The following is a 25,270-nucleotide window of genomic DNA, read 5'->3' on the forward strand; positions in this document are numbered from 1 at the left end:
CCTAGGCCAAAAGATAGCATGGTCGCATGCATGAGGAGAGGCGGTGACGTGACCATCCAGATCGAGGGGCGCTCTGCAGCCGAGATCGCCGACAGCCTGCGCGCGCTCATCGAGCGCGGCACGCTTCGCCCGGGCGACGCACTTCCGTCAGTTCGAGCGCTTGCGGAGCACCTCGGCGTCAATCGGAACACCGCGGTGGCCGCCTACCGGCAGCTGACGAGCGCGGGCGTCGTCATCACCAGGGGCCGCGGCGGCACCCGCGTGGCGGGCGCCACGCACGTCGCTCAGGAGGGATTCGCCGCCGACACGGCGCTCCGCGACATCGGCACCGGCAATCCCGATGCCGCATACATCCCCGACCCGTCGCGAGCGCTGGCGGGCATCGTCCGGCGCCCTGTCCTCTACGGCGAACCGGTCATCGACCCCGACCTGGAACGGTGGGCGCACGCATGGATGAGCGCAGATCTGCCACCGAGTACCGAGATTCGCCTGACGGTGACGAGCGGCGCCGCCGACGCCGTCGAGCGGTTGCTCGCCCAAGCGCTCACCCGCGATGATGCCGTCGCCCTCGAGGACCCGTGCTTCCTCACGAGCATGCACACGGTCCGCGTCGCCGGCTACCGGCCTGTGCCGGTTGCAGTCGACGACGAGGGGATGACCGTCTCCGGCCTCCGAGCAGCACTCGAACACGGGGTCCGCGCGGTCATCTGCACGCCGCGCGCGCAGAACCCCACGGGGGCGAGCCTCTCCGATCGGCGCGCGGCCCAACTCCGCGCAGTGCTCCGCGATCACCCGTACGTCCTGGTCATCGAGGACGATCACTACTCGCTGCTCTCACGACGGCCGTACCACTCCCTGGTCGGCGCCGAGCATCGGCGCTGGGCGCTTGTTCGCTCCGTGTCGAAGTTCCTCGGGCCTGACATGTGCCTCGCCGTGACTGCTTCCGACCCTGAGACCGCCGAGCGGCTCGCGATGCGGCTGACACCGGGCACCACCTGGGTGAGCCACCTCCTGCAGCGTCTCGTGCATGCCCTTGCGACCGACCCGGAGGTCGCGACGGGCATTCGGGCCGCGGGCGCGCACTACGCGGCGCGAAACGCCGCGTTCGCCGAGTTGCTCACGGCAGAGGGCATCCCGACGCAGCACGGTGACGGCCTCAGTGTCTGGGTCCGACTCGGCGCGCCCGCCTACGCCGTGTCCGAGCAGTTGATGCGGCGGGGCTGGCTCGCGCGACCCGGCGATGAGTTCGCGATCGGCGAGGGCGCTCCGTCCGACCGGCTGCGCCTCACCGTCCACGACCTCGACGACGCCGATCTGCAGAAGCTGGCGGCGGATGTCGGCGCCTCCGTCCGGGCTGCGCGCGAGCTGACCCGGGCCACAGCCGGACGCGGCGGATCTGCGATGATCGAGCGGTGAAGATCCTCTCGATCCAGTCGGCGGTCGCCTACGGGCACGTCGGCAACTCGGCGGCCGTGTTCCCGCTCCAGCGCATCGGGGTCGAAGTGCTCCCGGTGTACACCGTGAACTTCTCGAACCACACGGGGTACGGCGCCTGGCGGGGGCCGCTGATCAGCCCCGACGACGTGCGAGAGGTGATCGCCGGCATCGAAGATCGCGGAGTGTTCGGTGAGATCGATGCCGTGCTGTCGGGCTACCAGGGCAGTGAGGGCATCGCCGACGTGATCCTCGATGCGGTCGCGCGCATCAGAGCGGTGAACCCCGACGTCGTCTACTCCTGCGACCCCGTGATGGGCAATGCGAAGTCGGGATGCTTCGTCGCCCCGGCCATCCCGGTGCTGCTGCGCGACCGCGTCGTGCCCTCCGCCGACCTCATCACCCCGAACCAGTTCGAGCTGGGGTACCTCACGGGCACCCGGCCCGACACCCTCGAGTCGACCCTCGACGCCGTCGACCTCGCCCGCACCTCGGGTCCGGGCGCCGTGCTGGTCACGAGCATGGAGCGCCCCGACCGTGAGCCCGGCACCATCGAGATGCTCGCGGTCGACGACCGTGGCGCGTGGATCGTCCAGACGCCGCTGCTGCCGTTGAAGGCCAATGGCTCGGGCGACGTGACTGCGGCGCTCTTCACGGCCCACTACGGGCGTACCGGCGACGCGGCGGAGTCGCTCGCGCGCACGGCGTCGAGCGTGTTCGATCTGCTGCGGCAGACCCATGAGTCGGGCAATCGGGAACTGCGGATCGTCGAATCGCAGGAGTACTTCGCGAATCCGCGCATGCAGTTCGCCGCGCGACAGGTGCGCTGAGCGCGCACGCCGTCCGGCCGGCCCGCCGGCGTTCAGGCGGGCCAGGCTTCGGCGATCTCGTGGCGCACCTCGCCGAGCAGGCGGGGCAGCGCTTTCGTTCCGGCGATGATCGGGAAGAAGTTCGAGTCGAGCGCCCATCTCGGCACGATGTGCTGGTGCAGGTGCTCGGCGATGCCCGCCCCGGCGATCCGACCCTGGTTCATGCCGATGTTGAAGCCGTCGCACCTCGACACCTGCTTCACGACCCGCATCGCCGTCTGCGTGAGCTCGCCGATCTCGGCGACCTCCTCAGGCGTCGCCTCGTCGTACGTCGCGACGTGGCGGTAGGGGCACACGAGAAGGTGTCCGCTGTTGTACGGGTAGAGGTTCAGCAGCGCGTAGGCGTGCGTGCCGCGCGCGACGATGAGCGATTGCTCGTCGGTCATCTCAGGGGCACGGCAGAACGGGCACGCATGCTCGTCGGGTTGCTGGCCGTGCTGGATGTAGACCAGCCGGTGCGGCGTCCAGAGCCGCTGGAACGCGTCGGGGACCCCGGCCAGGTCGGCCGCGGCATCCGTTGGAACGCGATCGAACTCATCGGGTCGGTACGCCGTCATGCGAACAGGTCGTCCCTCGTGGTCACCTGAATGCGCGCCTCGATGGAGCGGCGGACGCGGGAGATCGCGTCGTCGATCGGCACGCCGTTCTCCTGGCTGCCGTCGCGGAACCGGAAGCTCACGGTCTCGGCCGCGCGGTCGTTCTCGCCGGCGATGAGCTGGAACGGGACCTTCTGCGTGGTGTGCGTGCGGATCTTCTTCTGCATGCGATCGTCGCTCGTGTCGAGCTCGGCCCGCACGCCATCGCGCCGAAGCCGATCGACGATGCCGCCGAGGTAGTCGGCGTACTCCTCGGCCACCGGGATGCCCACGACCTGCACGGGCGAGAGCCAGACGGGGAACGCACCTGCGTAGTGCTCGGTGAGCACGCCGAAGAACCGCTCGATCGAGCCGAACTTCGCCGAGTGGATCATCACGGGCTGCCGGTGCGTGCCGTCGGCGGCGGTGTACTCGAGCCCGAAGCCCGCCGGCTGGTTGAAGTCGTACTGGATGGTCGACATCTGCCAGGTGCGGCCGATGGCGTCGCGCGCCTGCACCGAGATCTTCGGGCCGTAGAAGGCGGCCCCGCCGGGATCGGGCACGAGTTCGAGGCCCGAGGCCTCGGCGGCCTCGCGCAGTACGTCGGTCGCGACATCCCACTGCTCATCAGTGCCCTTGAACTTGTCGGATGCCGCGTCGCGGGTCGAGAGCTCGAGGTAGAAGTCGTCCAGGCCGAAGTCGCGCAGGAGTCCGAGCACGAAGTCGAGGAGGTGCTTGATCTCCCCGGGCGCCTGTTCGGGCGTGACGTAGCTGTGCGAGTCGTCTTGGGTCAGCCCGCGCACGCGGGTGAGGCCCTGCACGACACCCGACTTCTCGTAGCGGTAGACCGTGCCGAACTCGAAGAACCGCAGGGGCAGCTCGCGGTAGGAGCGCCCGCGAGACCGGAAGATGAGGTTCTGCATCGGGCAGTTCATCGCCTTCAGGTAGTACTCGCTGTTCTCGAGCTCCATCGGCGGGAACATCGTGTCGGCGTAGTACGGCAGGTGACCCGACAGCTCGAAGACGTGCGACTTCGTGATGTGCGGCGTCGAGACGTACTGGAACCCCTCCTCGATGTGGCGACGACGGACGTAGTCCTCCATCTCGCGCTTGATGACGCCGCCCTTGGGGTGGAATACGGGCAGGCCCGAGCCGATCTCCTCGGGGAACGAGAACAGGTCGAGCTCGGCGCCGAGCTTGCGGTGGTCGCGGCGAGCGGCCTCCTCGAGGCGGTGCTGGTAGGCGCGCAGCTCGTCTTTCGTGGGCCAGGCGGTGCCGTAGATGCGCTGCAGCTGGGGGTTCTTCTCGGAGCCCCGCCAGTACGCCGCCGCGACGCGCGAGAGTGCCCATCCGTTGCCGATCATGCGGGTGTTCGGAAGGTGCGGGCCCCGGCACAGGTCCTTCCAGATCGTCTCGCCCGTCTTCGGGTCGACGTTGTCGTAGATCGTGAGCTCGGCGCCACCCACCTCGACGGACTCGTTCTCGTCGGTCGGGACCTCGGTCCCTGAGCCTGTCGAAGGGCCCTTGAGCCCGATCAGCTCGAGCTTGAAGGGCTCGTCGGCGAGCTCGGCGCGCGCATCGTCTTCGGTCACGACCCGGCGCATGAATCGCTGCCCTGAGCGGATGATGCGGGCCATCTCCTTGTCGAGCGCCTTGAGGTCGTCGGGGGTGAACGGCTCGGCGACATCGAAGTCGTAGTAGAAGCCGTCGGTGACCGGCGGCCCGATGCCGAGCTTCGCCTCGGGATTCACGGCCTGCACGGCCTGGGCAAGCACGTGCGCCGTCGAGTGGCGGAGGATCGCGAGCCCGTCGGCCGAGTCGATCGTGACCGGCTCGACCGCGTCGGCGTCGGTCACCGTCGTGGCGAGGTCCTTGAGCTCGCCGTTGACGCGCATCGCGACAACGGATCGATCGGTGAAGAGCTCGAAGCCGTCGGCCACTGTGATCCAATCCCTGGAGTCGAAACGAACCCTTCAACTGTAGTGCGACGGCGGGTTCGCACCGGCCGCATGAGCGATCGTCGATGGCGGGAGAATCACGCCGCGCCCGGCACGGAAGTCAACGGGGTCTGCAGCGGAGAACGAAAGAACCCCGGCCGGGGCCGGGGTGTCGTGGTGGGCGATACTGGGATCGAACCAGTGACCTCTTCCGTGTCAGGGAAGCGCGCTACCGCTGCGCCAATCGCCCAAGTCGAGAACGGGTTCTCAGCTTGGAGGTGGATACGGGATTCGAACCCGTGTATACGGCTTTGCAGGCCGCTGCCTCGCCTCTCGGCCAATCCACCGTGTCTGGGTTCACCACCAAAAGAACAGGAATCGGGCTTTCGCCCGATCCTGATCAGAGCGGATGACGAGATTCGAACTCGCGACCCTCACCTTGGCAAGGTGATGCGCTACCACTGCGCCACATCCGCGTTGCCCGCATTTCTGCGTGCAGAGAGACTCTAGCCGATTCCCCGATCGATTCTCAAACCGAGCGGGTCGTGTGACACGTTCATGCCGATCATCGCGCCAATCCGTCACAGATTCCCGGGCGTGTCATGCGACCGCGGCAACTACAGCAGGTCACCCCACCCCGCGTCGATGTGCATTCGTGCACCCGGGTCGGCTAGTATCGAGTCCGCGGCACGGCGCGTCCGGGTCGCGATCAGATGGGCGATTGGCGCAGCTGGTAGCGCGCTTCCTTCACACGGAAGAGGTCGTCGGTTCGAGCCCGGCATCGCCCACGAACGCCCCCACTCCACTGGGGGCGTTCTTCGTTTCGCGCCGAGCACGAGACTCGACCGTGCAACCCCGTTGTGGCGTGCGTTCGTCGCGCCTAACGTGTCGCACGAGCAGCGATTCGAGGGGGAACCATGACCGGTGAGGTGTCATTCATCGAATTCGGGGCCGCGGACGCCATGACCGCACGCTCCTTCTACGGCAAGTTGTTCGGCTGGACGTTCGAGTCCGGTCCCGGAGGCGACGGTTATGCCATCGACGGGGCGGGCGTGCCGGCGGGCGTCCACGGCGGCGACCAGGGGGCCGCGCCCTACGTCTTCTTCAGGGTCGACGACCTCGAGGCCGCGGTCGCCACCGTCGAGCGGCTCGGCGGCACGGTCGACACGGTCACCGACGCGGACGACGAGGCATCCGTGGCGATCTTCGGCGAGTTCCGGCTGTGCCGTGACGACCAGGGCTCGCCGTTCGGACTGCACCGCCCGCCACGTCACTGACGCGAGGACAAGTCAGCCCCAGCCGTACCGTTCGCCGAGCGCGTCGGCCAGCCGCGCATACCGCTCCGCGTCGAGCGACGCGGCCTCGCGCCGCATGCCGTCGCCGCGCACGCGGAAGACGCGATCGATGCGCGCCCAGCTCGGCCGCCCCTGTGAATCCCACGCGCCGCGGCCCAGGGCGACATGGTCGCGGTCACCACCGTGGTCCTTGCTGGTGAGCTGCACCGCGAGGTAGTCGCCGGCACCGGATGCCGCCACCACGACGACCGGGCGGTCCTTGCCGCGCCCGTCGTTCTCCTCGTACGGCACCCAGGTCCAGACGATCTCGCCGGGATCGGGTTCACCGTCGCGCGATGGCGTGTAGGAGAGTCGAACGCGACGGATGGCACGAGGGTCCACCTCGACCGTGGCCGACGGCCCGGCCTGCCCCGGTGAGAGCAGGTCCGTTGCGGAGGAGCCGCGCCCCGCGGCATCCGTCGCCACCGTTTCGGGCCGGGCACCTGCAAACGACCGGATGACGCGCCCGAGGGCGGTGAGGAAGCGGCTGGTGTCAGGCACACCCGCACACTACCCCACCGCCCTCGCCCTTCGACGGGCTCAGGGACCGCTTCGACGGGCTCAGGGACCGGCGTCGTCAGACGGTCTCGAGCTTGTAGCCCTCCTCGCCGTGCACGACGGTGTCGATGCCGGCGATCTCGTCCTCGTTCGTCACGCGGAAGCCCATCGTCTTCTGGATGATCGTGCCGATGACGAACGTCAGCACGAACGAGTAGGCCAGCACCGAGAAGGCGGCGATCGCCTGAACGATCAGCTGCGTGGGATCGCCGCTGTAGACGAGGCCGCTGCCGTTGGCGAAGAAGCCGAGGTAGAGCGTTCCGATGAGGCCGCCGACGAGGTGGATGCCCACGACGTCGAGCGAGTCGTCGAACCCGAGCTTGAACTTCAGGTCGATGGCGAGGGCGCAGACCGCTCCGGCGACGAGGCCGAGCACGATCGCCCACACCGGGGTGAGCGATGCGCAGGCGGGGGTGATCGCGACGAGACCGGCGACCGCGCCCGACGCGGCGCCGACCGAGGTGGGCTTGCCGTCCTTGAGCTTCTCGACGACGAGCCAGGCGAGCAGCGCGGCGGCCGGTGCGGCGATCGTGTTGACGAACGCGAGCGCAGCGGTGCCGTCGGCGGCGAGCTCGGAACCGGCGTTGAAGCCGAACCAGCCGAACCACAGGAGGCCGGCGCCGAGGAGCACGAACGGCGGGTTGTGCGGCACGTGCGCGCCCTTCGAGAAGCCGACGCGCTTGCCGAGCACGAGGGCGAGAGCAAGTGCCGCCGCACCGGCGTTGATGTGCACCGCCGTGCCGCCCGCGAAGTCGATGGCACCGACGCCGAACAGCTCCTGCATGCCGTAGGTGATCCAGCCGCCGTACGCGAAGCTTCCGTCATCTGCGAGACCGAAGTTGAAGACCCAGCTCGCGACCGGGAAGTAGACGATGGTCGCCCAGATACCCGCGAACACCATCCAGGCACCGAACTTCGCCCGGTCGGCGATCGCACCCGAGATCAGAGCGACCGTGAGGATCGCGAAGGTCGCCTGGAACGCCACGAACGCGAGCGGCGGGAAGGCAGCACCTTCGGGGGTCTCCAGAAGGCTGCTCAAGCCGAGTGCCGACCAGTCGATGGCCCACGGCGCGCTCAGGCCCTCGGCCGAGGGGAACGCGATGGCGTACCCGAAGAGCACCCAGAGCACTCCGATAAGGCCCATCGCGCCGAAGCTCATCATCATCATGCTGATGACGCTCTTCGCCTTGACGAGACCGCCGTAGAAGAACGCGAGTCCTGGCGTCATGAGCAACACGAGTGCTGCCGCTATCAGAATGAACGCCGTGTTGCCTTGATCCATCTCGAACCTCTCTCGGGACACAGGGGGCCTGTGCCGCCAAGTTTCATGAGGCGACGTTTCGAGTGGGAACGTCTGGTGTTTCCGCCGTGTTACGGACTCAGGCCCTGGGTAAACAGCACGTTTCGGCAGGCCCGGGAATCCGTGTGCATCACGAGCCGCGGGTTCACTCGTGCGGCGGGAGCTCGCCCGTGGTGAGCGCGATCATGCGGCTCATCGAGCGCAGGTACTTCTTGCGGTAGCCGCCGGCCATCATGTCGTCGGCGAACACCTCATCGAGCGGCGTGCCGCTCGCGATGATCGGGATCTCGGCGTCGTACACGCGGTCGATGAAGGCCACGAGCCGCAGCGCCGCGTTCTGGTCGGTGAGCTGGTGCACACCGGTGAGCGCGATGAACTCGATGCCGTCGATCAGCTTGATGTACTTCGATGGATGCACGGTCGCCAGGTGTGCGATGAGCGCGTCGAACGTGTCGAGTGAGACGCGGTGCCCGCGGTCGGCGAGCGCCGTCGCGCTGTGCTCGGCATCGGCGTCGCGGCCGAGCGCCTCGGCGTGCCCCTCGGTGTCGCGGCGACGGTAATCGAGCCCGTCGATGCGGAGCGTTTCGAAGTTCGAGGCGAGGGCGTGGATCTCACGGAGGAAGTCGGCGGCGGCGAAACGGCCTTCGCCGAGCGCGTTCGGCGGCGTGTTCGAGGTCGCGGCGACCCGCGTGCCCCCGGCCATGAGCTCCCCGAGGAACCGCGTCATGAGCATGGTGTCGCCCGGGTCGTCGAGTTCGAACTCGTCGATGCAGATGAGCCGCGCCCCCGAGAGCAGCTTCACGGCGTTCGCATAGCCGAGCGCGCCGACCAGCGCCGTGTACTCGATGAACGTTCCGAAGTACTTCGGCCCGTGCGCGACATGCCAGAGTGCGGCCAGAAGGTGGGTCTTGCCCACGCCGAACCCTCCGTCGAGGTAGACGCCCGGCAGCTCGATGCGCGCGGGCCGTTTGCGCGAGAAGAATCCGCCGGGCCGTTGCGCAGCTCGCCACGCGCCGGCGAATGTGTTGAGTCGGTCGAGTGCAGCCTGCTGCGAGGGGAACCCGGAGTCGGGCCGGTACGATTCGAACGAAGCGTGCTCGAACTGCGGGGGCGGCGCGAGCTCCGACGCGATCTCGGCACCCGTGATCGACGGATTCCGTTCGACGAGACGAACGAGGGCATGGCTCGAGGCCGTGGTCATGCTGGAGGGCTCCCGTATTGCACCGGATGACCGGCATGCTGAATTCCACCCGCATGCCGCGTAGATTCGAGGTGGACAGGTCACCAGCCTAGTCCGCTCCCCGCCGACCCCGTCCGAACGGACGACCCCAGGAGGTTCCCATGCCCGTCGAGTTCGACTCTGCGGCCAAGTTCGCCGAGTACGCCCACCCCGAGCGCCTCGTCACCACCGACTGGCTCGCCGATCACCTCGGGCAACCCGGGATCGTCGTCGTCGAGTCCGACGAGGACGTGCTGCTGTACGAGACCGGGCACATCCCGGGGGCAGTGAAGGTCGACTGGCACACCGAGCTCAACGACCCCGTCGTGCGCGACTACGTCGACGCCGAGCAGTTCGCCGCCCTCCTCGGGTCGAAGGGCATCGCCCGAGACACCACCGTCGTGATCTACGGTGACAAGAACAACTGGTGGGCGGCGTACGCGCTCTGGGTGTTCACCCTCTTCGGCCACGAAGACGTGCGCCTCCTCGACGGCGGCCGCGACCTCTGGATCACCGAGGGCCGGCCGATCACGACCGACGTCATGGAGGTGGCCCCGGTCGACTACCCCGTCGTCGAGCGTGACGACACGATCATCCGTGCGTTCAAGGAAGACGTGCTCGCCCACTTCGGCAACCCCCTCATCGATGTGCGCTCCCCCGAGGAGTACAACGGCGAGCGCACGAGCGCGCCCGCGTACCCCGAGGAGGGTGCACTGCGTGCCGGCCACATCCCGACCGCGGCATCCGTGCCCTGGGCACGTGCTGCGGCGCCCGACGGAACCTTCAAGCCGCGCGCAGAGCTCGACGCGATCTACCGAGACGAGGCCGGCCTCACCGACGGCGACGACGTGATCGCGTATTGCCGCATCGGCGAGCGTTCGAGCCACACGTGGTTCGTGCTCGCGCATCTCCTCGGCTTCGAGAAGGTGCGCAACTACGACGGTTCGTGGACCGAGTGGGGCAGCGCCGTGCGCGTGCCGATCGTGACGGGCGCTGCGCGCGGCGACGTGCCGGCCCGCTGACGACGGCGCCGGCGGGCCGGCTCGGTCGTCATCGGTGGGAGAATGGAACCGATGGACGCCACGGCCCTGCCCACCGCGCTCGCCGAGACGCGCGATGACTTCCTCGCGCTCGGCATCCCCGACCGCCTGCAACTGCTGCTCGAGTTCTCGAACGAGCTGCCCGAGTTGCCCGAACGCTACGCCGAGCACCCCGACCTGCTCGAGCGAGTCGTGGAGTGCCAGTCCCCCGTCTACATCTTCGTCGAGGTCGATGACGGGCTCGTGCACCTGTACGCGACAGCTCCCGCCGAGTCCCCCACGACCAGGGGATTCGCCTCGATCCTGGCGCAGGGACTCGCCGGGCTGACCGTCGGCGAGGTCTTCGACATCCCCGATGACTACCCGCAGTCGCTGGGCCTGTCGGAGGCGGTGTCGCCGCTCCGGGTGCGCGGGATGACGGCGATGCTCGCGCGCATCAAACGGCAATTGCGCGAGCGCATCGCCGCGTGAGGGCGGGGGCGCGGCGCTCTGTCGGCATCCGCTGAGTTCAGCCAGAGATCAGCCGACGATCTCGGCTTCCTCCTGGATTCGCTCCGGCCCTTCGGCGCTGCGCTCGAGCCAGCCGCGTAGGAGCCCGGTCCACCGCTCCGGATCGTGGTTCCAGAGCTTGGTGTGCCGCGCGCCTTCGAACACCTCGAACTCGATGAGATCCGGGCGCGCCTCCGCGAGACGTCGTGAGCCGTCGATCGGCACGAACCCGTCATCGACGCTGTGCATGAGGAGCATCGGCATGTCGAACTCGTCGGCGCGGGCGACCGGGTCCAGGTCGGTGACGTCGATGGGAGCGGCGAGGCCGGTGAGGCCGCCGCTCCACGGCCCGCCGATGAGCCGCGACACGACGTCGCCGAGCCCGCGCGGGAATCCGAGCGCTTCGCCCTGGAATCGCAGGATGTCGACCCAGTCGATGGCGGGCGAGTCGAGCACCACCGCCACGAGGCGTTCGCGCACCTCTTCCGACCGGAGCACCGACTGCAGCACGATCGCGCCGCCCATCGACCAGCCCATGAGCACGATCCGTTCGGCGCCGTGCTCGATCGCATAGCGGGTCGCCGCGACCACGTCGGCCCACTCCGTGCCGCCGAGACCGTACCTGCGGTCTTCGCTCTCGGGCGCCTCACCGTCGTTGCGGTAGGAGACGAGGAGCGTGTTCCAGCCGGCCTCCCATGCGGGCTCGACCGCACGCAGGCCCTCCTGCCGCTTCGCCCCGCGGCCGTGCACCTGGATGATCCATCGATCGGAGCCGCCTTCCGCCGGCACGAACCAGGCGGGAGCGGGCCCGAGCGCCGTCTCCACGACGACGTTCTCGTAGGCATGGCCGAGCTCCCACGGCCCGAGGTGATACCAGCCGTTCACCCGCCCGCGCGCCGCGCGATCGAACCTGCCGAAGTCCACGCGCTCGATGCGCCGGCGCACGAGCCGCGCGTCCTCCGCCACGACGTCTCCGAGACGGACGTGTCCCGACTCGTGCTCGAACCAGAAACCGTAGCGCCCGCGCATCCGCGAGTCATCGGATGCCGCCAACACCACCTCGCCGCTGGCGAGATCGACCGCGGAGATCCGCACGTCCTCCACCCGGCTCGTCGGCGGTGTGACCACCTGTCGAGCGAACTTCACCGCGATGATCGCACCCGCGGCGGTGACCCCCGCCGCGAGCAGACCGATCGCCGCGGCGGCGATTCCGAGCGTGTCGCGGGCCCCCATGCGTCGAGCCATCCGTACCCCCTCCGGCGAAGCGATCACGTGTGCTGCGGTGCGGCGTGCCGCCCGCATCCCTCCCACCCGAGACTCTAGTCTGCACACGTGCCCGACTCCTCGACGCATCAGCCACCCGAGTTCGCGGCCGCACTCGACGCCCTGCGTGCGGCCTCGCCGCGAGCTGAGCTGCGCGTCACGGAGATCCCGGCCCCGGGATCGCTCGCCCCCTTCGCGGTGGCGTTCGCCGCCGACATCGTGCCGAGCCGTCACGGCGACGACTCCGATCTCGGCACGGGTCGCTTCGTGCTGCTGTACGACCCCGACGAGCCCGAGGCATGGGGTGGGCGCTTCCGAGTGGTCTGCTTCGCACAGGCCCCCCTCGAGACCGACATCGGCCTCGATCCGTTCCTTGCGGATGTCGCGTGGTCCTGGCTCGTCGACGCCCTCGACGCGCGAGGTGCACGGTACATCGCGGCGTCGGGAACGGCGACGAAGATCCTCTCGACCGGGTTCGGTGAACTCGCTCGCCAGGGCGACGGCGCCCAGATCGAGGTGCGCGCCTCGTGGACGCCGCTCGATGCCGCCGTCGGCCCGCATGTGGAAGGCTGGGGCGAGTTGTTGTGCATGCTGGCAGGCCTGCCGCCCCGTTCCGAGGGGGTGACCACCCTGCCCCGACGGAGGTCCGACCGTGGATGAATTCCGGGTGATCGACTCTCCCGCCGACTTCGGCGACGCTGTGAGACGTCTCTCCGCCGGCGAGGGGTCCATCGCCGTCGACGCCGAGCGCGCGAGCGGCTTCCGGTACTCGCAGCGTGCATATCTCATCCAGATGTACCGGCGGGGATCCGGTACGTTCCTGTTCGACCCGCCGCAAATCCCGGACTTCTCCGAGCTCCAACGGGCCATCCATGCCGAGGAGTGGGTGCTGCATGCGGCGAGCCAGGATCTCGCCTGCCTCCGGGAGGTGGGGCTCGACCCCGAGCGCATCTTCGACACCGAGCTCGCGGCGCGCCTGCTCGGGATGCCGCGGGTGGGGCTCGCCTCGGTCGTCGAGGAGCTCCTCGACATCCGGCTCGCGAAGGAGCATTCGGCGTCGGACTGGTCGACCAGGCCGTTGCCCCAGTCGTGGCTCCGATACGCCGCGCTCGACGTCGAACTCCTCGTCGACGTGCGGGACAGTCTCGTCGAGCGCCTCGCAGACACGGGCAAGGCCGAGCTCGCAGGGCAGGAGTTCGATGCGGTGCTCCACCGCGAGGCCAAGCCGTCGGCGGCGGAGCCCTGGCGTCGCCTCTCGGGAATCCACGGAGTGCGTGGCCAGCGGAATCTCGCCGTCGCCCGTGAGCTCTGGCTTGCGCGTGATGCCCGCGCTCGCGAGCTCGACACGGCGCCCGGCCGAATGGTTCCGGATGCCTCGATCCTCGTCGTCGCGAAGGCCCTGCCGCAGTCGCGGCGGGCGCTGGCCGACCTCCGCGAGTTCACCGGCCGCGCGAGCCGTTCGGAACTGGACCGGTGGTGGGGGGCGGTCGAACGCGGCCTCGGCACCGACGACCTGCCCGCCGTGCGGGTGCCGAGCGACTCGCCCCCTCCCCCGCGTTCGTGGGCGATGCGGAATCCCGAGGCCGATGCGCGCCTGCGTCTCGCCAAGGCCGCGCTCGCCGAGATCGCCGAGAACCTCGAGCTTCCCGTCGAGAACCTGCTGACACCCGATCACCTGCGACGCGTGGCATGGGCACCGCCCGCCACACCGGGCGTGGCGACCCTGGGGCGAGCGCTCGTCGCACTCGGAGCACGCCCCTGGCAGGTTGACGCAACCGCACAGACGATCGCGAATGCGTTTGTCGAGGCGTCACAAACGGTTCAGGATGCCGCGAGCGGGGCTTCGTAGGTTCCGTCAAGCGATTCAGAGTCCTCCGGCCGGCTTCGTAGGATCGAGGCATCCTGACCAGAATGAGGGAGCTGCAGCGTGGCTGAACGAGCTGATGTGGTGTTCGTCGACGGGGTTCGTACCCCGTTCGGTCGAGCCGGCGAAAAGGGCATGTACTGGAACACCAGGGCCGACGATCTCGTCGTCAAGGCCATGGTGGGGTTGCTCGAGCGCAACCCGAGTGCCCCCAGGGAGCGCATCGACGACGTCGCGATCGCCGCCACGACGCAGGCCGGCGACCAGGGCCTTACGATCGGTCGCTCGGCCGCGATCCTCGCCGGACTCCCGAAGACCGTTCCCGGATTCGCGATCGACCGCATGTGCGCCGGCGCGATGACCGCCGCGGCCATGATGTCGGGCTCGATCGCCTCCGGCATGTACGACCTGGCGATCGCCGGCGGCGTCGAGCACATGGGCCACCACCCGATGGGGTCGGGTGTCGACCCGAACCCGCGCTTCGTCAGCGAGAAGCTCGTCGGCGAGGACGCACTCGTGATGGGAGCCACCGCCGAGCGCATCCACGACCGGTTCCCGCAGCTCACCAAGGAGCGGAGCGATCGCTACGCGCTGGCGAGCCAGCGGAAGACCGCCGCCGCGTACGAAGCCGGCAAGATCCAGCAGGATCTCGTGCCCGTCGCCATCCGCACGGAGGAAGGCTGGGGCCTGGCCACGCGTGACGAGGTCATGCGACCCGAGACGACGCTCGAAGGCCTCTCAACGCTGAAGACGCCGTTCCGCCCGCACGGCCGGATCACCGCCGGGAACGCCTCCGGGCTGAACGACGGAGCGACGGCTGCGCTCCTCGCCTCGGGTGCCGCGGCGAAGGAGTACGGCCTCACGCCCAAGATGAAGCTCGTGAGCTTCGCCTTCGCCGGCGTCGACCCCGAGATCATGGGCATCGGCCCGATCCCCGCCACCGAGAAGGCACTGCGCAAGGCGGGCCTCACGATCGACGACATCGACCTGTTCGAGATGAACGAGGCGTTCGCCGTGCAGGTGCTCTCCTTCCTCGACCACTACGGCATCGCCGACGACGACCCTCGCGTGAACCCGTGGGGCGGCGCGATCGCGGTCGGCCACCCGCTCGCCTCGTCGGGCGTGCGCCTCATGAACCAACTGGCGAGCCAGTTCACCGAACGCCCCGACGTGCGCTACGGCATCACGAGCATGTGCGTCGGCCTCGGGCAGGGCGGCACGATGATCTGGGAGAACCCGAGCTTCGACAAGAAGGCGAAGAAGGCGAAGCAGGCCCGAGGATGACCGATTACACGACCATCGACTTCGACTCCCTGACCGCGCGCGCCGGCGACGAGGTCGTCACGCACTCCTACGTGCGCGACATCCCGCTCTCGGGAGGCAAGACCCTCGCCCTCGTGACGCTCGACAACGGGCGCGACCACACCCGGCCCAACACACTCGGCGCGGTCTCGCTGCTCGGGTACGCGAAGACCCTCGACGCCCTGAAGGAGCGCGCCGCCGCGGGTGAGATCCACGCCGTGGCGATCACCGGCAAGCCGTTCATCCTCGCCGCAGGCGCTGACCTCTCGAAGGTCGCCGAGATCCCCGACAAGCAGACCGCTCGCATGTTCGGCCAGCTCGGCCACCACGCGCTCGGCAAGGCATCCGAGCTCGGCGTGCCCTCCTTCGTGTTCATCAACGGCCTCGCCCTCGGCGGCGGGCTCGAGATCGCGCTCAACGCCGACTACCGCACCGTGGATGCCTCGGTGCCCGCGGTCGCCCTGCCCGAGGTGTTCCTCGGACTCGTCCCCGGCTGGGGCGGCGCGTATCTGCTCCCGAACCTCATCGGCATCGAGAACGCCCTCAAGGTGGTCATCGAGAATCCGCTGAAGCAGAACCGCACCCTGAAGGGCGCCGACGTGCTCGAGCTCGGCATCGCCGATGCACTGTTCCCGTCGGTGAACTTCCTCGAGGACTCCATCCGCTGGGCCGACGACGTGGTCTCGGGCCGCATCAAGGTGAAGCGCCCGAACGAACCCGGCAAGGTCGAGCGCCTCGTGAAGTGGGATGCCGCGATCGGCATCGCGACGAAGATGCTGAGGAGCCGCATCGGCTCCGTGCCGAAGTCGCCGTATGCCGCACTCGAGCTCATGAAGGCGGCGAAGAGCGGCACGAAGGCCGAGGCGTTCGCACGCGAGGACGACATGCTCGCCGAGCTCGCCACGGGCGACCAGCTCCACGCATCCGTCTACGCATTCAACCTCGTGCAGAAGCGCGCGAAGCGACCTGCCGGAGCCCCCGACAAGGCGCTCGCGAAACCGGTCACGAAGGTGGGCGTGCTCGGCGCGGGCTACATGGCGAGCCAGCTCGCGCTGCTCTTCGTGCGCCGGCTGCAGGTTCCCGTCGTGATCACCGACATCGATCGGGAGCGCGTCGACAAGGGAGTCGCCTACATCTCCGGCGAGATCGACGCGCTGCTCGGCAAGGGCCGCATCTCCGCCGACGAGGCGAACCGCCTGAAGGCGCTCGTCACCGGCACCATCGACAAGGCCGACTTCGCCGACTGCGACTGGGTCATCGAGGCGGTCTACGAGGAGCTCGAGATCAAGCAGAACCTGTTCGCCGAGGTGGAGCGGTTCATCTCGCCCGACGCGGTGCTCGCGACGAACACCTCGTCGCTGTCGGTCGAGCAGATCGGCGCGAAGCTCGCCCACCCCGAGCGGCTCGTCGGCTTCCACTTCTTCACGCCCGTCGCCGTCATGCCGCTCATCGAGGTCGTGAAGACCCCGCGCACGGATGACGCGACGCTCTCGACCGCGATGGTCACGGCGAAGAACCTCAAGAAGAACGCCGTCATCACGGCCGACACCCCCGGATTCGTCGTGAACCGCGTGCTCGCCAAGCTCCTCGGCGAGGCGATGCACGCCGTCGACAACGGCACGCCGTTCGAGGTCGTCGACGAGGCGATGGCGCCGCTCGGCCTGCCGATGCCGCCGTCGCAGCTGCTCGACCTCGTGGGCCTCAAGGTCGGTGCGCACGTGCTCGACACCCATCACGCGGCATTCCCCGACCGGTTCCACCGCAGCGAGAACCTGCACCGGCTGGCCGACCACGGCACGCTCCTCGACAAGGACGACAAGGGCAGAATCAAGGGATTCGACAAGGGCGCCCTGAAGATCGTGTCGGGCGGAACGAGCCCGCTCTCGACCGACGAGATCCTCACCCGCCTGCAAGACGGACTGGCCGACGAGGTGCACCGAATGCTGGAGGACGGCGTGGTCGCCGCCCCCGAGGACATCGACCTCTGCATGATCCTCGGTGCCGGCTTCCCGTTCCAGATGGGCGGCGTGACGCCCTACCTCGACCGGGTCGGCGCCTCCGAACGCGTCTTCGGCGACACGTTCCACCACCCGCCCGTCAGGGGTGTCGGCGCCTGATCACGGCTATCCGGCGAAGCGGCCTTCGGCGAACAGCCGGAGGCCGCTTCGCCGTCGGGCGCGGTGCCGCGGCATCCGTCGCATGGACGGGTGCCGGATGCCGCCGGCAACCCGGCCGGGTCAGACGCGCGGTTGCGGGCGCGTGTCGGTCGACAGGCTCTCGACGCCCGCATCGCGTGCGTGCGGGAGCTTCGACCCGAGCACCATCGCAGTGACGTCGCGGGCGATGTGCTGCGGCGTGAGGCCGACGCGCTCGAGGATGTCGCCGCGCGAACCGTGCTCGAGGAACTCGTCGGGCAGCCCGATCTCCGTGACGGCCGTGTCGACGCCGGCCTCGCGGAGGTCCTGGCGGATCCGGGTGCCGATGCCGCCGACGCGGATGCCGTCCTCGAGGCTCACGACGATGCGATGCTCGCGAGCGAGGCCGATGACGCTCGCCGGCACCGGGATGACCCATCTCGGGTCGACGACCGTCGCCCCGATGCCGTGCGCCTCGAGTCGCTCCGCGACCTGCAGGCCGATTCCCGCCATCGGGCCGACGGTGACGAGCAGCACGTCCTTGCGCTCGGATTCGGCGAGCACGTCGACGCCGTCCTGGGTGCGGCGGATCGCATCGAAGTCGACGCCGACTGTTCCCTTCGGGAAACGGAGCACCGTCGGCCCGTCGTCGACGGCGACGGCCTCGGCGAGCTCCTCGGCGAGACGAACGGAGTCGCGTGGAGCGGCGATCCGGATCCCCGGCACGACCTGGAGGATCGAGAGGTCCCAGACGCCGTGGTGGCTCGGGCCGTCGGGGCCGGTGACACCGGCGCGGTCGAGCACGAACGTGACCCCTGCATGGTGCAGGGCGACATCCATGAGCACCTGGTCGAAGGCGCGGTTGATGAACGTGGCGTAGACGGCGACGACGGGGTGCAAGCCGCCGAACGCGAGCCCGGCCGCAGAGGTGGCCGCGTGCTGCTCGGCGATGCCGACGTCGAAGACGCGGTTCGGGAAGCGCTCGGCCATGCGGTGCAGCCCGGTCGGACGCAGCATCGCGGCGGTGATGCCGACAAGGCGGTCGTTGCGCTCTGCGAGCTGCACGAGCTCTTCGGCGAAGACGCTCGTCCACGACGGCGCCGAAGCGGTCTCGAGCGATTCGCCGGTTTCGGGGTCGATCTGCCCCACCGCGTGGAACTGGTCGGCGATGTCGCGGCGCGCGGGCTCGTAGCCGCGACCCTTGTCGGTGATCGCGTGCACGATGACGGGCGCGCCGTAGTCTTTCGCCTGACGGAGCGCCGCCTCCATCGCGTGTTCGTCGTGGCCGTCCACCGGCCCGATGTACTTGATGTCGAGGTTCGAGTAGAGCGCCTCGTTGTTGGTGAAGCGGGCGAGGAATCCGTGCAGGCCGCCGCGAACACCGCGGTAGAAGGCCCGAGCCGGCCCGCCCATGCGATCGAACGCACGGCGACTCGACAGGTGCAGGCTGCGATAGGTCTGCTTGGTGCGCACGGTGTTCAGGAACCGTGCCATGCCGCCGATGGTGGGCGCGTAGGAGCGCCCGTTGTCGTTCACGACGACGATGAGCTTGCGCGTGTTGTCGTCGGAGATGTTGTTGAGCGCCTCCCACGTCATGCCGCCCGTGAGGGCGCCGTCGCCGACGACGGCGATCACGTGGCGGTCGAGCTGGCCGGTCATCTCGAACGCCTTCGAGATGCCGTCGGCCCACGAGAGCGAGCTCGATGCGTGCGAGCTCTCGACGATGTCGTGCTCGGACTCCGAGCGCTGCGGGTACCCCGCGAGCCCGCCCGTCTGGCGGAGGGTGGAGAGGTCCCTGCGCCCGGTGAGCAGCTTGTGCACGTAGGACTGGTGCCCGGTGTCGAACACGATCGCGTCGCGCGGCGAGTCGAAGACGCGATGGATCGCGATCGTCATCTCGACGACTCCCAGGTTCGGGCCGAGGTGTCCGCCGGTCTTGGAGACGGATGCCACGAGGTACTCGCGCACCTCGCGCGCGAGTTGCTCGACCTGCCCCTGGCTCAGCGCGTCGAGGTCGCGCGGCGTGGAGATGGTTTCGAGCAGGGACATCCGGAACCGCCTTTCACCGAGCCTCGCCGGACGGGGCATCCCCCGATTCTACGCGACGCCGCCTGCCACCGATCTCGGCCCGACGACGAACAGCGGGGCCGGAATCCGAGGACGCCGGCCCCGCCGCGTGTCGGGGCGCAATCGATCAGACGAGCGAACGCAGCACGTACTGCAGGATGCCGCCGTTGCGGTAGTAGTCGGCCTCTCCCGGGGTGTCGATGCGCACGACGGCGTCGAACTCGATCGTCTGCTTGCCCGCCGGGGAGTGCTCGCTCGGCTCGGCCACGACGTGGACGGTGCGGGGCGTCGTGCCTCCGTTCAGCTGCTCGAGCCCCGTGATCGAGACGATCTCGGTCCCGTCGAGGCCGAGCGAGTCGGCCGACTCACCCGCCGGGAACTGCAGCGGCACGACACCCATGCCGATGAGGTTCGAGCGATGGATCCGCTCGAAGCTCTCGGTGATGACGGCCTTCACGCCGAGGAGGCTCGTGCCCTTCGCCGCCCAGTCGCGCGACGAGCCGGAGCCGTACTCCTTGCCGCCGAAGATGACGAGCGGGGTGCCCGCCGCCTGGTAGTTCCGGCTCGCGTCGTAGATGAAGGACTGCGGGCCGTCCGGCTGCGAGAAGTCGCGTGTGAAGCCGCCCTCGACGCCGTCGAGCAACTGGTTGCGCAGGCGGATGTTCGCGAACGTGCCGCGGATCATCACCTCGTGGTTGCCCCGGCGCGAGCCGTAGGAGTTGAAGTCCTTGCGGTCGACGCCGTGCTCGGTGAGGTACCGGCCTGCCGGGCTGTCGGCCTTGATCGAACCGGCCGGGCTAATGTGGTCGGTGGTGACCGAGTCGCCGAGCTTCGCGAGCACCCGAGCGCCCGAGATGTCGGTGACGGGGGTGATCTCCATGGTCATGCCGTCGAAGTACGGCGGCTTGCGCACGTAGGTCGACGCGTCGTTCCACTCGAAGACGGCGCCGGTCGGCGTCTCGAGGTTGCGCCAGCGCTCGTCGCCCTCGAACACGCTCGCGTACTGGTGCGTGAACATGTCCTTGTTGATCGAGGAGTCGATCGTGTCCTGCACCTCGGCCGCGTCGGGCCAGATGTCCTTCAGGAACACGTCGTTGCCCTCGGTGTCGGTGCCGAGTGCGTCGACCTCGAAGTCGAAGTTCATCGAACCGGCGAGGGCGTACGCGATGACGAGGGGCGGGCTCGCGAGGTAGTTCATCTTCACGTCGGGGTTGATGCGTCCCTCGAAGTTGCGGTTGCCCGAGAGCACCGCGCTGACCGCGAGGTCCTGCTCGTTGACCGCCGCGGAGATCTCGTCGATCAGCGGTCCGGAGTTGCCGATGCAGGTGGTGCAGCCGTACCCGACCGTGTAGAAGCCGAGGTCTTCGAGGTAGCTCGTGAGCCCTGCCTTCTCGTAGTAGTCGGTGACGACCTTCGAACCCGGCGCGAGCGTGGTCTTGACCCACGGCTTCGCCCTCAGCCCCTTCTTCGCCGCGTTGCGCGCGAGCAGGCCCGCGGCGAGCATGACCGATGGGTTCGACGTGTTCGTGCACGAGGTGATCGCCGCGATCGCGACGGCACCGTGGTCGAGGGTGAACTTCTGGCCGTCGGGGAGGCTCACCGGTGTCGGGTTCGACGCGCTGGCCGGAGCGTGGCTGCGGTGGTGGTGCTCGTGCCGGCTGTACTCGTCTTCTGGCGTGTTGCTCGGCGGGTCGGAGGCCGGGAACGACTCGGCACCCTCGAGGTCGACGAGGTCGTGATCGACCTCGGCGTAGTTCAGCAGGTCCTTCTCGAACGCCTCCTTCGACTTGCTGAGCTCGATGCGGTCCTGCGGCCGCTTGGGCCCGGCGATCGAGGGCACGACCGTGCCGAGGTCGAGCTCCAGGTACTCGCTGTACACGGGCTCGTCGGCGGGGTCGTGCCAGAGCTTCTGAGCCTTCGAATACGCCTCGACGAGTGCAACCTGCTGCTCGCTGCGCCCGGTGAGGCGAAGGTAATCGAGGGTCACGTCGTCGATGGGGAACATCGCGGCGGTCGAACCGAACTCGGGGCTCATGTTGCCGATGGTCGCGCGGTTGGCGAGCGGCACCGATGCCACGCCGGAACCGTAGAACTCGACGAACTTGCCGACGACGCCGTGCTTGCGGAGCATGTCGGTGATCGTGAGCACGACGTCGGTGGCGGTCACGCCGGTCGGGATCGAGCCCGACAGCTTGAAGCCGACGACCTTCGGGATGAGCATCGACACCGGCTGGCCGAGCATGGCCGCCTCGGCCTCGATGCCGCCGACGCCCCAGCCGAGCACACCGAGGCCGTTGACCATCGTCGTGTGGGAGTCGGTGCCGACGCAGGTGTCGGGGTAGGCGCGCAGCACACCGCCCACCTCGCGCGTGAACGTGACCTTCGCGAGGTGCTCGATGTTCACCTGGTGAACGATGCCGGTGCCCGGGGGCACGACCTTGAAGTCGTCGAAGGCGGACTGTCCCCAGCGGAGGAACTGGTAGCGCTCGCCGTTGCGCTCGTACTCGATCTCGACGTTGCGCTCGAGGGCGTTCTCGGTGCCGAAGAGGTCGGCGATCACGGAGTGGTCGATCACCATCTCGGCGGGAGCGAGCGGGTTGATCTTGTTCGGGTCGCCGCCGAGCGCTTCGACCGCCTCGCGCATCGTCGCGAGGTCGACGATGCACGGCACTCCGGTGAAATCCTGCATGACCACGCGGGCGGGCGTGAACTGGATCTCGGTGTCGGGCTCGGCGGTGGGCACCCAGGAGCCGAGCGCCTCGATCTGTTCCTTCGTGACGTTCGCGCCGTCCTCGGTGCGAAGCAGGTTCTCGAGGAGGACCTTCAGGCTGAACGGCAACTTCTCGTGACCGGGCACGGTGTCGAGGCGGAAGATCTCGTACGAGGCTTCGCCGACCTGGAGCGTGTCCCTCGCCCCGAAACTGTTCACTGCAGACACGATGTCCTCTCCTTCGCGGATGCCGCGCGAACACGCGGGCGGCACTCCATCTTGTCCGTCAGACAGGCGGCTGTTCCAGCAAGGCTAACCTAAGCGGCTCGCCCGTCGACGGGATCCGCACGGGCGTACGGATTTATCTTGACGTCAAGATAACTCTATCACTGCGCCGACCTCGCCGACGACGGGTACACGGCCCGCACCACAAGCCAGGAGAAGACGAGCACGAGCGCGTAGAGGGGCACGCCCATGAGCAGGCGCGTCGCGCCGAGGGCCTCGACGTTGTCGACGAGGTAGAAGGGCACCTGAACGAGCAGGCGGGCGACGAACAGGCCGATCCAGACCAGCGTGAGGAACTGGGCCGCTCGGTACTTGCGCCGGTCCTCACGCCAGGCGAGGCCGTCGCCCATCAGGAATCCGACGACGAGCCCGAGCACGGGCCACCGCACGAGGAGGGACACGAGCAGGACCAGCGCGTAGGCGGCGTTCGTGAAGAACCCGAGCACGTAGTTGTCGCGTGCGTCGCCGGTCCAGAGCGCCAGCGCCGCCGAGGCGAGCACGCCGATGAGCCCCGCGATGGCCTGCGTGGGCTGCCCCTTCGCGACGATGCGCACGATGGTGAAGACCACCGCCAGCCCGACGGATGCCGCGAGCGACGGCACGAGCGCAGCCTGCGTCTCCCATCCGGCGAAGCTCGTGAGCACGCTGTAGGTCACGAGGAACACGAGGCCTGGCAGGAGCGCCTCGAGGATGCCGCGCACGCCGCCGACCGCTCCCAGGAGGTCACGGCCGCTCAGCCGCTCGTCGCGTGCGAGCGCGCCGAGGCCGCTCTTCTCCGCGGCCGCGGCGAACTGGCGGGCGAACTCCCCCGCGTCGGGGTTCGGGGATGCCGCGGCATCCGCTCGCGCGTCGGAGCGGGGCTGCGGGTCGGCGTCGGATTCCGGCATCGCGCTAGGCGTTGGGCGTGCCCGGCGATGCCGCCGGCATCCGGAGCGGGATGAGGTCGCGCGGCGGCATGGGCGTGGAACCGCGCACGACGACGATCGACCGGAAGAGGTCTTCGACCTGCGCCGCTGCGTCGGGTTCGACGGCGGCCTCCCCGGCGATGACGCCGCGCAGGAACCAGCGCGGTCCGTCGACGCCGATGAAGCGCGCGAGCCGCATGTGCCCTGGCTGCCCGTCGACTGCTGCGACCGGGATCTGCGCGAGCAACTCGGGCCCGAACGCGCCGTCGCGCACGGTCGTCGTTCCGCCCTGGCGGGCGATCTGCTCGGCGATCTGCGCGCGGATCTCGTGCCACAGGCCGCTGGTGCGGGGCGCGGCGAACGGCTGCACCTGCAGCGTGGACTTGGCGTAGTCGAGGCCGATCGCGACGACGCGCTTCGTGCCCTCCTCCACCTCGAGGCGGAGGTGCAGTCCCTCGCGGGGCAGGACCTTGACACCGCCGAGGTCAACGTAGGGGCGGACCGGGTTCGCCTCCGACTCGTCGAGCGGACCGGCGACGGCCCGGTCTTCGGGCGCCGATTTGGGGTGGTCGACGGGGATGTCGTCGATGTTCTCGTTGTCGCTCACGCATTCACTCCTGACTTGTGCTCCCCGAATCCCGTCGACCCGAATCCCCCCTCGCCGCGCATGCTCCCCGGAAGCCGCTCGACCTCCACGAACCGCGCGCGGCTCACCGGCATCACGATGAGCTGGGCGATCCGATCGCCGGCCTCGATCGCATACGGCTCGGCCGCGTCGGTGTTCAGCAGCGCGACCCTGATCTCGCCGCGGTAGCCCGCGTCGACGGTGCCCGGGGCGTTCACGATCGTGAGACCGTGCTTGAACGCGAGCCCGGAGCGCGGAACGACGAACCCGACGTAGCCGTCGGGCAGGGCGATGGCGACGCCCGTGCCGACCGTCGCACGCTCGCCTGGGGCGAGGACCACGGACTCGGCGGCGTGGAGATCGGCGCCTGCATCACCGGGATGGGCGTACGAGGGGAGGCGGTCGGACGTGATCAGCACATCGACGGAATCGGTCACCGTTCGAGGGTAGTGCAGAAGTCTGATCGAATAGACCCATGCCCGACTACCGCGAGAAACTGTGGCCGACACCCTGGATCTACATCGCGAGTCTGCTGCTCGTGCCCGCGAGCATCCTGGTGCTCGCGCCGGTCTCGCTGCCCGCGGGCATCGCGACCGGGGTCGTCCTCTATCTCGCGGCGGCGGGCTCGCTCACGATGACCGCACCCGTCATCGAGGTGCATGACGAGATGCTCCGCGCCGGTCGTGCACAGATCGCGCTCGTCCACACGGGCGTCGCCGTGCCGGCCTTCGACGAGGACGCCCGGCTCGAGCGCGGTACCGGGCTCGACGCCCGCGCGTACCTCGTCATCCGCGGCTGGGTGCACCCGGTCGTGAGAGTGCCGATCGCCGACCCGGCCGACCCTGCACCGTACTGGCTGCTCTCCAGCCGCCATCCGACAGAACTGGCCGCCGCGATCAACGGATCACGACGGCCGGAGCGTGCGGAGGGCGACGCCTAGGACGCGCACTCCAGGCAGATCGGACCGAGCTTGGTCTCGTGGTCGATCTGCGAGCGGTGCTTCACGAGGAAGCAGTTCACGCACGTGAACTCGTCGGCCTGCGGCGGAAGCACCACGACGTCGAGCTCGACGTCGGAGAGATCGGCACCCGGCAGGTCGAAGCCTCCGGGGTTGTCGGCGTCGTCGACGTCCACCACTCCCGACATCTTGTCGGGCACGCGCTCTTTGAGGGCCTCGATCGACTCGGAGTCGTCCTCGGTCTTGCGCGGTGCGTCGTAGTCCGTTGCCATTCCCATCCATTTCCTCTTCGCCGAAGATTCGGCGGCCATAGTCTGCATCAAATCGGTTGCGTACGCAAACCACTTCGCGAGTCGGGATCTGCTGCTACGTGCTCAACTTCCGGCGCGCCCGCGCTATTC

22 protein-coding genes and 4 tRNA genes are annotated in these 25,270 nt (G+C 68.9%); 11 read left to right on the top strand and 15 right to left on the bottom strand.

Features of this window, described 5'->3' with window-relative positions:
- Positions 1–30: 30 nt before the first annotated feature.
- Together ACFWN7_RS01270 and pdxY are read left to right on the top strand one after the other, a co-directional pair.
- Positions 31–1,416, top strand: a complete 1,386-nt coding sequence (locus ACFWN7_RS01270) for an aminotransferase class I/II-fold pyridoxal phosphate-dependent enzyme (RefSeq protein WP_376936852.1) — start codon at positions 31–33, stop codon at positions 1,414–1,416.
- Positions 1,413–2,264 (top strand): pyridoxal kinase PdxY, encoded by an 852-nt coding sequence (gene pdxY / locus ACFWN7_RS01275; protein ID WP_376936854.1) that lies wholly within the window; start codon positions 1,413–1,415, stop codon positions 2,262–2,264. The genes ACFWN7_RS01270 and pdxY overlap by 4 nt, the downstream gene beginning before the upstream one ends.
- Before the next feature lie 32 nt (positions 2,265–2,296).
- Here the strand turns inward: pdxY and ACFWN7_RS01280 are convergent, their stop codons facing one another.
- The 5 genes from ACFWN7_RS01280 to ACFWN7_RS01300 form a co-directional block, all read right to left on the bottom strand.
- The gene (locus ACFWN7_RS01280) at positions 2,297–2,860 is read right to left on the bottom strand and encodes an HIT family protein (RefSeq protein WP_376936855.1); all 564 of its coding nucleotides are present in this window, start codon (positions 2,858–2,860) and stop codon (positions 2,297–2,299) included.
- On the bottom strand, positions 2,857–4,773 hold the full coding sequence (gene thrS, locus ACFWN7_RS01285; RefSeq protein WP_376937097.1) for a threonine--tRNA ligase: 1,917 nt from the start codon (positions 4,771–4,773) through the stop codon (positions 2,857–2,859). The genes ACFWN7_RS01280 and thrS overlap by 4 nt, the downstream gene beginning before the upstream one ends.
- A 217-nt stretch (positions 4,774–4,990) precedes the next feature.
- A tRNA-Val gene (locus tag ACFWN7_RS01290) sits at positions 4,991–5,065 on the bottom strand.
- Between the two features lie 23 nt (positions 5,066–5,088).
- Positions 5,089–5,162: transfer RNA gene (locus ACFWN7_RS01295), tRNA-Cys, on the bottom strand.
- Positions 5,163–5,219: 57 nt separating this feature from the next.
- Positions 5,220–5,291: transfer RNA gene (locus tag ACFWN7_RS01300), tRNA-Gly, on the bottom strand.
- A 239-nt stretch (positions 5,292–5,530) separates the two neighbouring features.
- On the opposite strand from ACFWN7_RS01300, the gene ACFWN7_RS01305 reads away from it, so the two are divergent.
- A tRNA-Val gene (locus ACFWN7_RS01305) sits at positions 5,531–5,603 on the top strand.
- Between the two features lie 129 nt (positions 5,604–5,732).
- Positions 5,733–6,092, top strand: coding sequence for a VOC family protein (locus tag ACFWN7_RS01310; protein WP_376936856.1), 360 nt, complete (start codon positions 5,733–5,735; stop codon positions 6,090–6,092).
- Positions 6,093–6,104: 12 nt separating this feature from the next.
- Here the strand turns inward: ACFWN7_RS01310 and ACFWN7_RS01315 are convergent, their stop codons facing one another.
- The 3 genes from ACFWN7_RS01315 to zapE form a co-directional block, all read right to left on the bottom strand.
- On the bottom strand, positions 6,105–6,650 hold the full coding sequence (locus tag ACFWN7_RS01315; RefSeq protein WP_376936857.1) for a type II toxin-antitoxin system PemK/MazF family toxin: 546 nt from the start codon (positions 6,648–6,650) through the stop codon (positions 6,105–6,107).
- 76 nt (positions 6,651–6,726) lie between these two features.
- Positions 6,727–7,989: an ammonium transporter gene (locus ACFWN7_RS01320; protein ID WP_376936858.1), complete on the bottom strand. Its 1,263-nt coding sequence runs from the start codon at positions 7,987–7,989 to the stop codon at positions 6,727–6,729.
- 163 nt (positions 7,990–8,152) lie between these two features.
- On the bottom strand, positions 8,153–9,208 hold the full coding sequence (zapE, locus tag ACFWN7_RS01325) for a cell division protein ZapE (protein WP_376936859.1): 1,056 nt from the start codon (positions 9,206–9,208) through the stop codon (positions 8,153–8,155).
- Positions 9,209–9,348: 140 nt separating this feature from the next.
- Between zapE and ACFWN7_RS01330 the strand changes: the two genes are divergently transcribed.
- Entirely contained in the window at positions 9,349–10,248 is a 900-nt protein-coding gene (locus ACFWN7_RS01330; protein ID WP_376936860.1) for a sulfurtransferase, read from the top strand.
- A 51-nt stretch (positions 10,249–10,299) separates the two neighbouring features.
- Entirely contained in the window at positions 10,300–10,737 is a 438-nt protein-coding gene (locus ACFWN7_RS01335; RefSeq protein ID WP_376936861.1) for a SufE family protein, read from the top strand.
- A gap of 48 nt (positions 10,738–10,785) precedes the next feature.
- Here ACFWN7_RS01335 and ACFWN7_RS01340 read toward each other — a convergent pair whose 3' ends face one another.
- Positions 10,786–12,000: an alpha/beta hydrolase family protein gene (locus tag ACFWN7_RS01340; protein WP_376936862.1), complete on the bottom strand. Its 1,215-nt coding sequence runs from the start codon at positions 11,998–12,000 to the stop codon at positions 10,786–10,788.
- An 87-nt stretch (positions 12,001–12,087) separates the two neighbouring features.
- Here ACFWN7_RS01340 and ACFWN7_RS01345 point away from each other — a divergent pair, with 87 nt between their 5' ends.
- From ACFWN7_RS01345 to ACFWN7_RS01360, 4 genes are all read left to right on the top strand, one after another.
- Complete coding sequence (locus ACFWN7_RS01345) at positions 12,088–12,678, top strand: DUF3000 domain-containing protein (protein WP_376936863.1); 591 nt, start codon at positions 12,088–12,090, stop codon at positions 12,676–12,678.
- Positions 12,671–13,867 (top strand): ribonuclease D, encoded by a 1,197-nt coding sequence (locus tag ACFWN7_RS01350; RefSeq protein ID WP_376936864.1) that lies wholly within the window; start codon positions 12,671–12,673, stop codon positions 13,865–13,867. Before ACFWN7_RS01345 ends, ACFWN7_RS01350 begins: the two co-directional genes overlap by 8 nt.
- Before the next feature lie 78 nt (positions 13,868–13,945).
- A complete protein-coding gene (locus tag ACFWN7_RS01355; RefSeq protein ID WP_376936865.1) occupies positions 13,946–15,166 on the top strand; it encodes a thiolase family protein in 1,221 nt (406 codons plus the stop codon).
- The gene (locus ACFWN7_RS01360; protein WP_376936867.1) at positions 15,163–17,301 is read left to right on the top strand and encodes a 3-hydroxyacyl-CoA dehydrogenase NAD-binding domain-containing protein; all 2,139 of its coding nucleotides are present in this window, start codon (positions 15,163–15,165) and stop codon (positions 17,299–17,301) included. Before ACFWN7_RS01355 ends, ACFWN7_RS01360 begins: the two co-directional genes overlap by 4 nt.
- Positions 17,302–17,421: 120 nt before the next feature.
- Here the strand turns inward: ACFWN7_RS01360 and dxs are convergent, their stop codons facing one another.
- From dxs to dut, 5 genes are all read right to left on the bottom strand, one after another.
- Positions 17,422–19,368 carry a 1-deoxy-D-xylulose-5-phosphate synthase gene (gene dxs, locus ACFWN7_RS01365; protein WP_376936868.1) on the bottom strand — a complete coding sequence of 649 codons (1,947 nt, stop codon included), beginning with the start codon at positions 19,366–19,368 and terminating at the stop codon, positions 17,422–17,424.
- 145 nt (positions 19,369–19,513) lie between these two features.
- A complete protein-coding gene (gene acnA, locus ACFWN7_RS01370; RefSeq protein ID WP_376936869.1) occupies positions 19,514–22,324 on the bottom strand; it encodes an aconitate hydratase AcnA in 2,811 nt (936 codons plus the stop codon).
- 158 nt (positions 22,325–22,482) lie between these two features.
- Positions 22,483–23,268, bottom strand: coding sequence for a DUF3159 domain-containing protein (locus ACFWN7_RS01375; protein ID WP_376936870.1), 786 nt, complete (start codon positions 23,266–23,268; stop codon positions 22,483–22,485).
- Positions 23,269–23,272: 4 nt separating this feature from the next.
- On the bottom strand, positions 23,273–23,893 hold the full coding sequence (locus ACFWN7_RS01380) for a DUF3710 domain-containing protein (RefSeq protein WP_376936871.1): 621 nt from the start codon (positions 23,891–23,893) through the stop codon (positions 23,273–23,275).
- Positions 23,890–24,348, bottom strand: coding sequence for a dUTP diphosphatase (gene dut / locus ACFWN7_RS01385; RefSeq protein WP_376936872.1), 459 nt, complete (start codon positions 24,346–24,348; stop codon positions 23,890–23,892). The genes ACFWN7_RS01380 and dut overlap by 4 nt, the downstream gene beginning before the upstream one ends.
- 38 nt (positions 24,349–24,386) lie before the next feature.
- Here dut and ACFWN7_RS01390 point away from each other — a divergent pair, with 38 nt between their 5' ends.
- On the top strand, positions 24,387–24,851 hold the full coding sequence (locus tag ACFWN7_RS01390) for a DUF3093 domain-containing protein (protein ID WP_376936873.1): 465 nt from the start codon (positions 24,387–24,389) through the stop codon (positions 24,849–24,851).
- On the opposite strand, the gene ACFWN7_RS01395 is transcribed toward ACFWN7_RS01390, so the two are convergent.
- Positions 24,848–25,141, bottom strand: coding sequence for a DUF4193 domain-containing protein (locus ACFWN7_RS01395; protein ID WP_056729312.1), 294 nt, complete (start codon positions 25,139–25,141; stop codon positions 24,848–24,850). The two genes, ACFWN7_RS01390 and ACFWN7_RS01395, sit on opposite strands and share 4 nt — an antisense overlap.
- Positions 25,142–25,270 lie beyond the last annotated feature (129 nt).

Origin of the sequence: Agromyces sp. NPDC058484 (assembly GCF_042720415.1) — a bacterium.
Lineage (GTDB): Bacteria > Actinomycetota > Actinomycetes > Actinomycetales > Microbacteriaceae > Agromyces.

What these genes read in the sequence shown, in the direction of transcription:
- ACFWN7_RS01320 (WP_376936858.1), bottom strand. Translation starts at nt 7,989, where the DNA reads ATGGATCAAGGCAACACGGCGTTCATTCTGATAGCGGCAGCACTCGTG.
- zapE (WP_376936859.1), bottom strand. Translation starts at nt 9,208, where the DNA reads ATGACCACGGCCTCGAGCCATGCCCTCGTTCGTCTCGTCGAACGGAAT.
- ACFWN7_RS01330 (WP_376936860.1), top strand. Translation starts at nt 9,349, where the DNA reads ATGCCCGTCGAGTTCGACTCTGCGGCCAAGTTCGCCGAGTACGCCCAC.
- thrS (WP_376937097.1), bottom strand. Translation starts at nt 4,773, where the DNA reads ATGCGCGTCAACGGCGAGCTCAAGGACCTCGCCACGACGGTGACCGAC.
- ACFWN7_RS01280 (WP_376936855.1), bottom strand. Translation starts at nt 2,860, where the DNA reads ATGACGGCGTACCGACCCGATGAGTTCGATCGCGTTCCAACGGATGCC.
- ACFWN7_RS01335 (WP_376936861.1), top strand. Translation starts at nt 10,300, where the DNA reads ATGGACGCCACGGCCCTGCCCACCGCGCTCGCCGAGACGCGCGATGAC.
- ACFWN7_RS01360 (WP_376936867.1), top strand. Translation starts at nt 15,163, where the DNA reads ATGACCGATTACACGACCATCGACTTCGACTCCCTGACCGCGCGCGCC.
- ACFWN7_RS01375 (WP_376936870.1), bottom strand. Translation starts at nt 23,268, where the DNA reads ATGCCGGAATCCGACGCCGACCCGCAGCCCCGCTCCGACGCGCGAGCG.
- ACFWN7_RS01270 (WP_376936852.1), top strand. Translation starts at nt 31, where the DNA reads ATGAGGAGAGGCGGTGACGTGACCATCCAGATCGAGGGGCGCTCTGCA.
- ACFWN7_RS01310 (WP_376936856.1), top strand. Translation starts at nt 5,733, where the DNA reads ATGACCGGTGAGGTGTCATTCATCGAATTCGGGGCCGCGGACGCCATG.
- dxs (WP_376936868.1), bottom strand. Translation starts at nt 19,368, where the DNA reads ATGTCCCTGCTCGAAACCATCTCCACGCCGCGCGACCTCGACGCGCTG.
- ACFWN7_RS01340 (WP_376936862.1), bottom strand. Translation starts at nt 12,000, where the DNA reads ATGGCTCGACGCATGGGGGCCCGCGACACGCTCGGAATCGCCGCCGCG.
- ACFWN7_RS01390 (WP_376936873.1), top strand. Translation starts at nt 24,387, where the DNA reads ATGCCCGACTACCGCGAGAAACTGTGGCCGACACCCTGGATCTACATC.
- ACFWN7_RS01395 (WP_056729312.1), bottom strand. Translation starts at nt 25,141, where the DNA reads ATGGCAACGGACTACGACGCACCGCGCAAGACCGAGGACGACTCCGAG.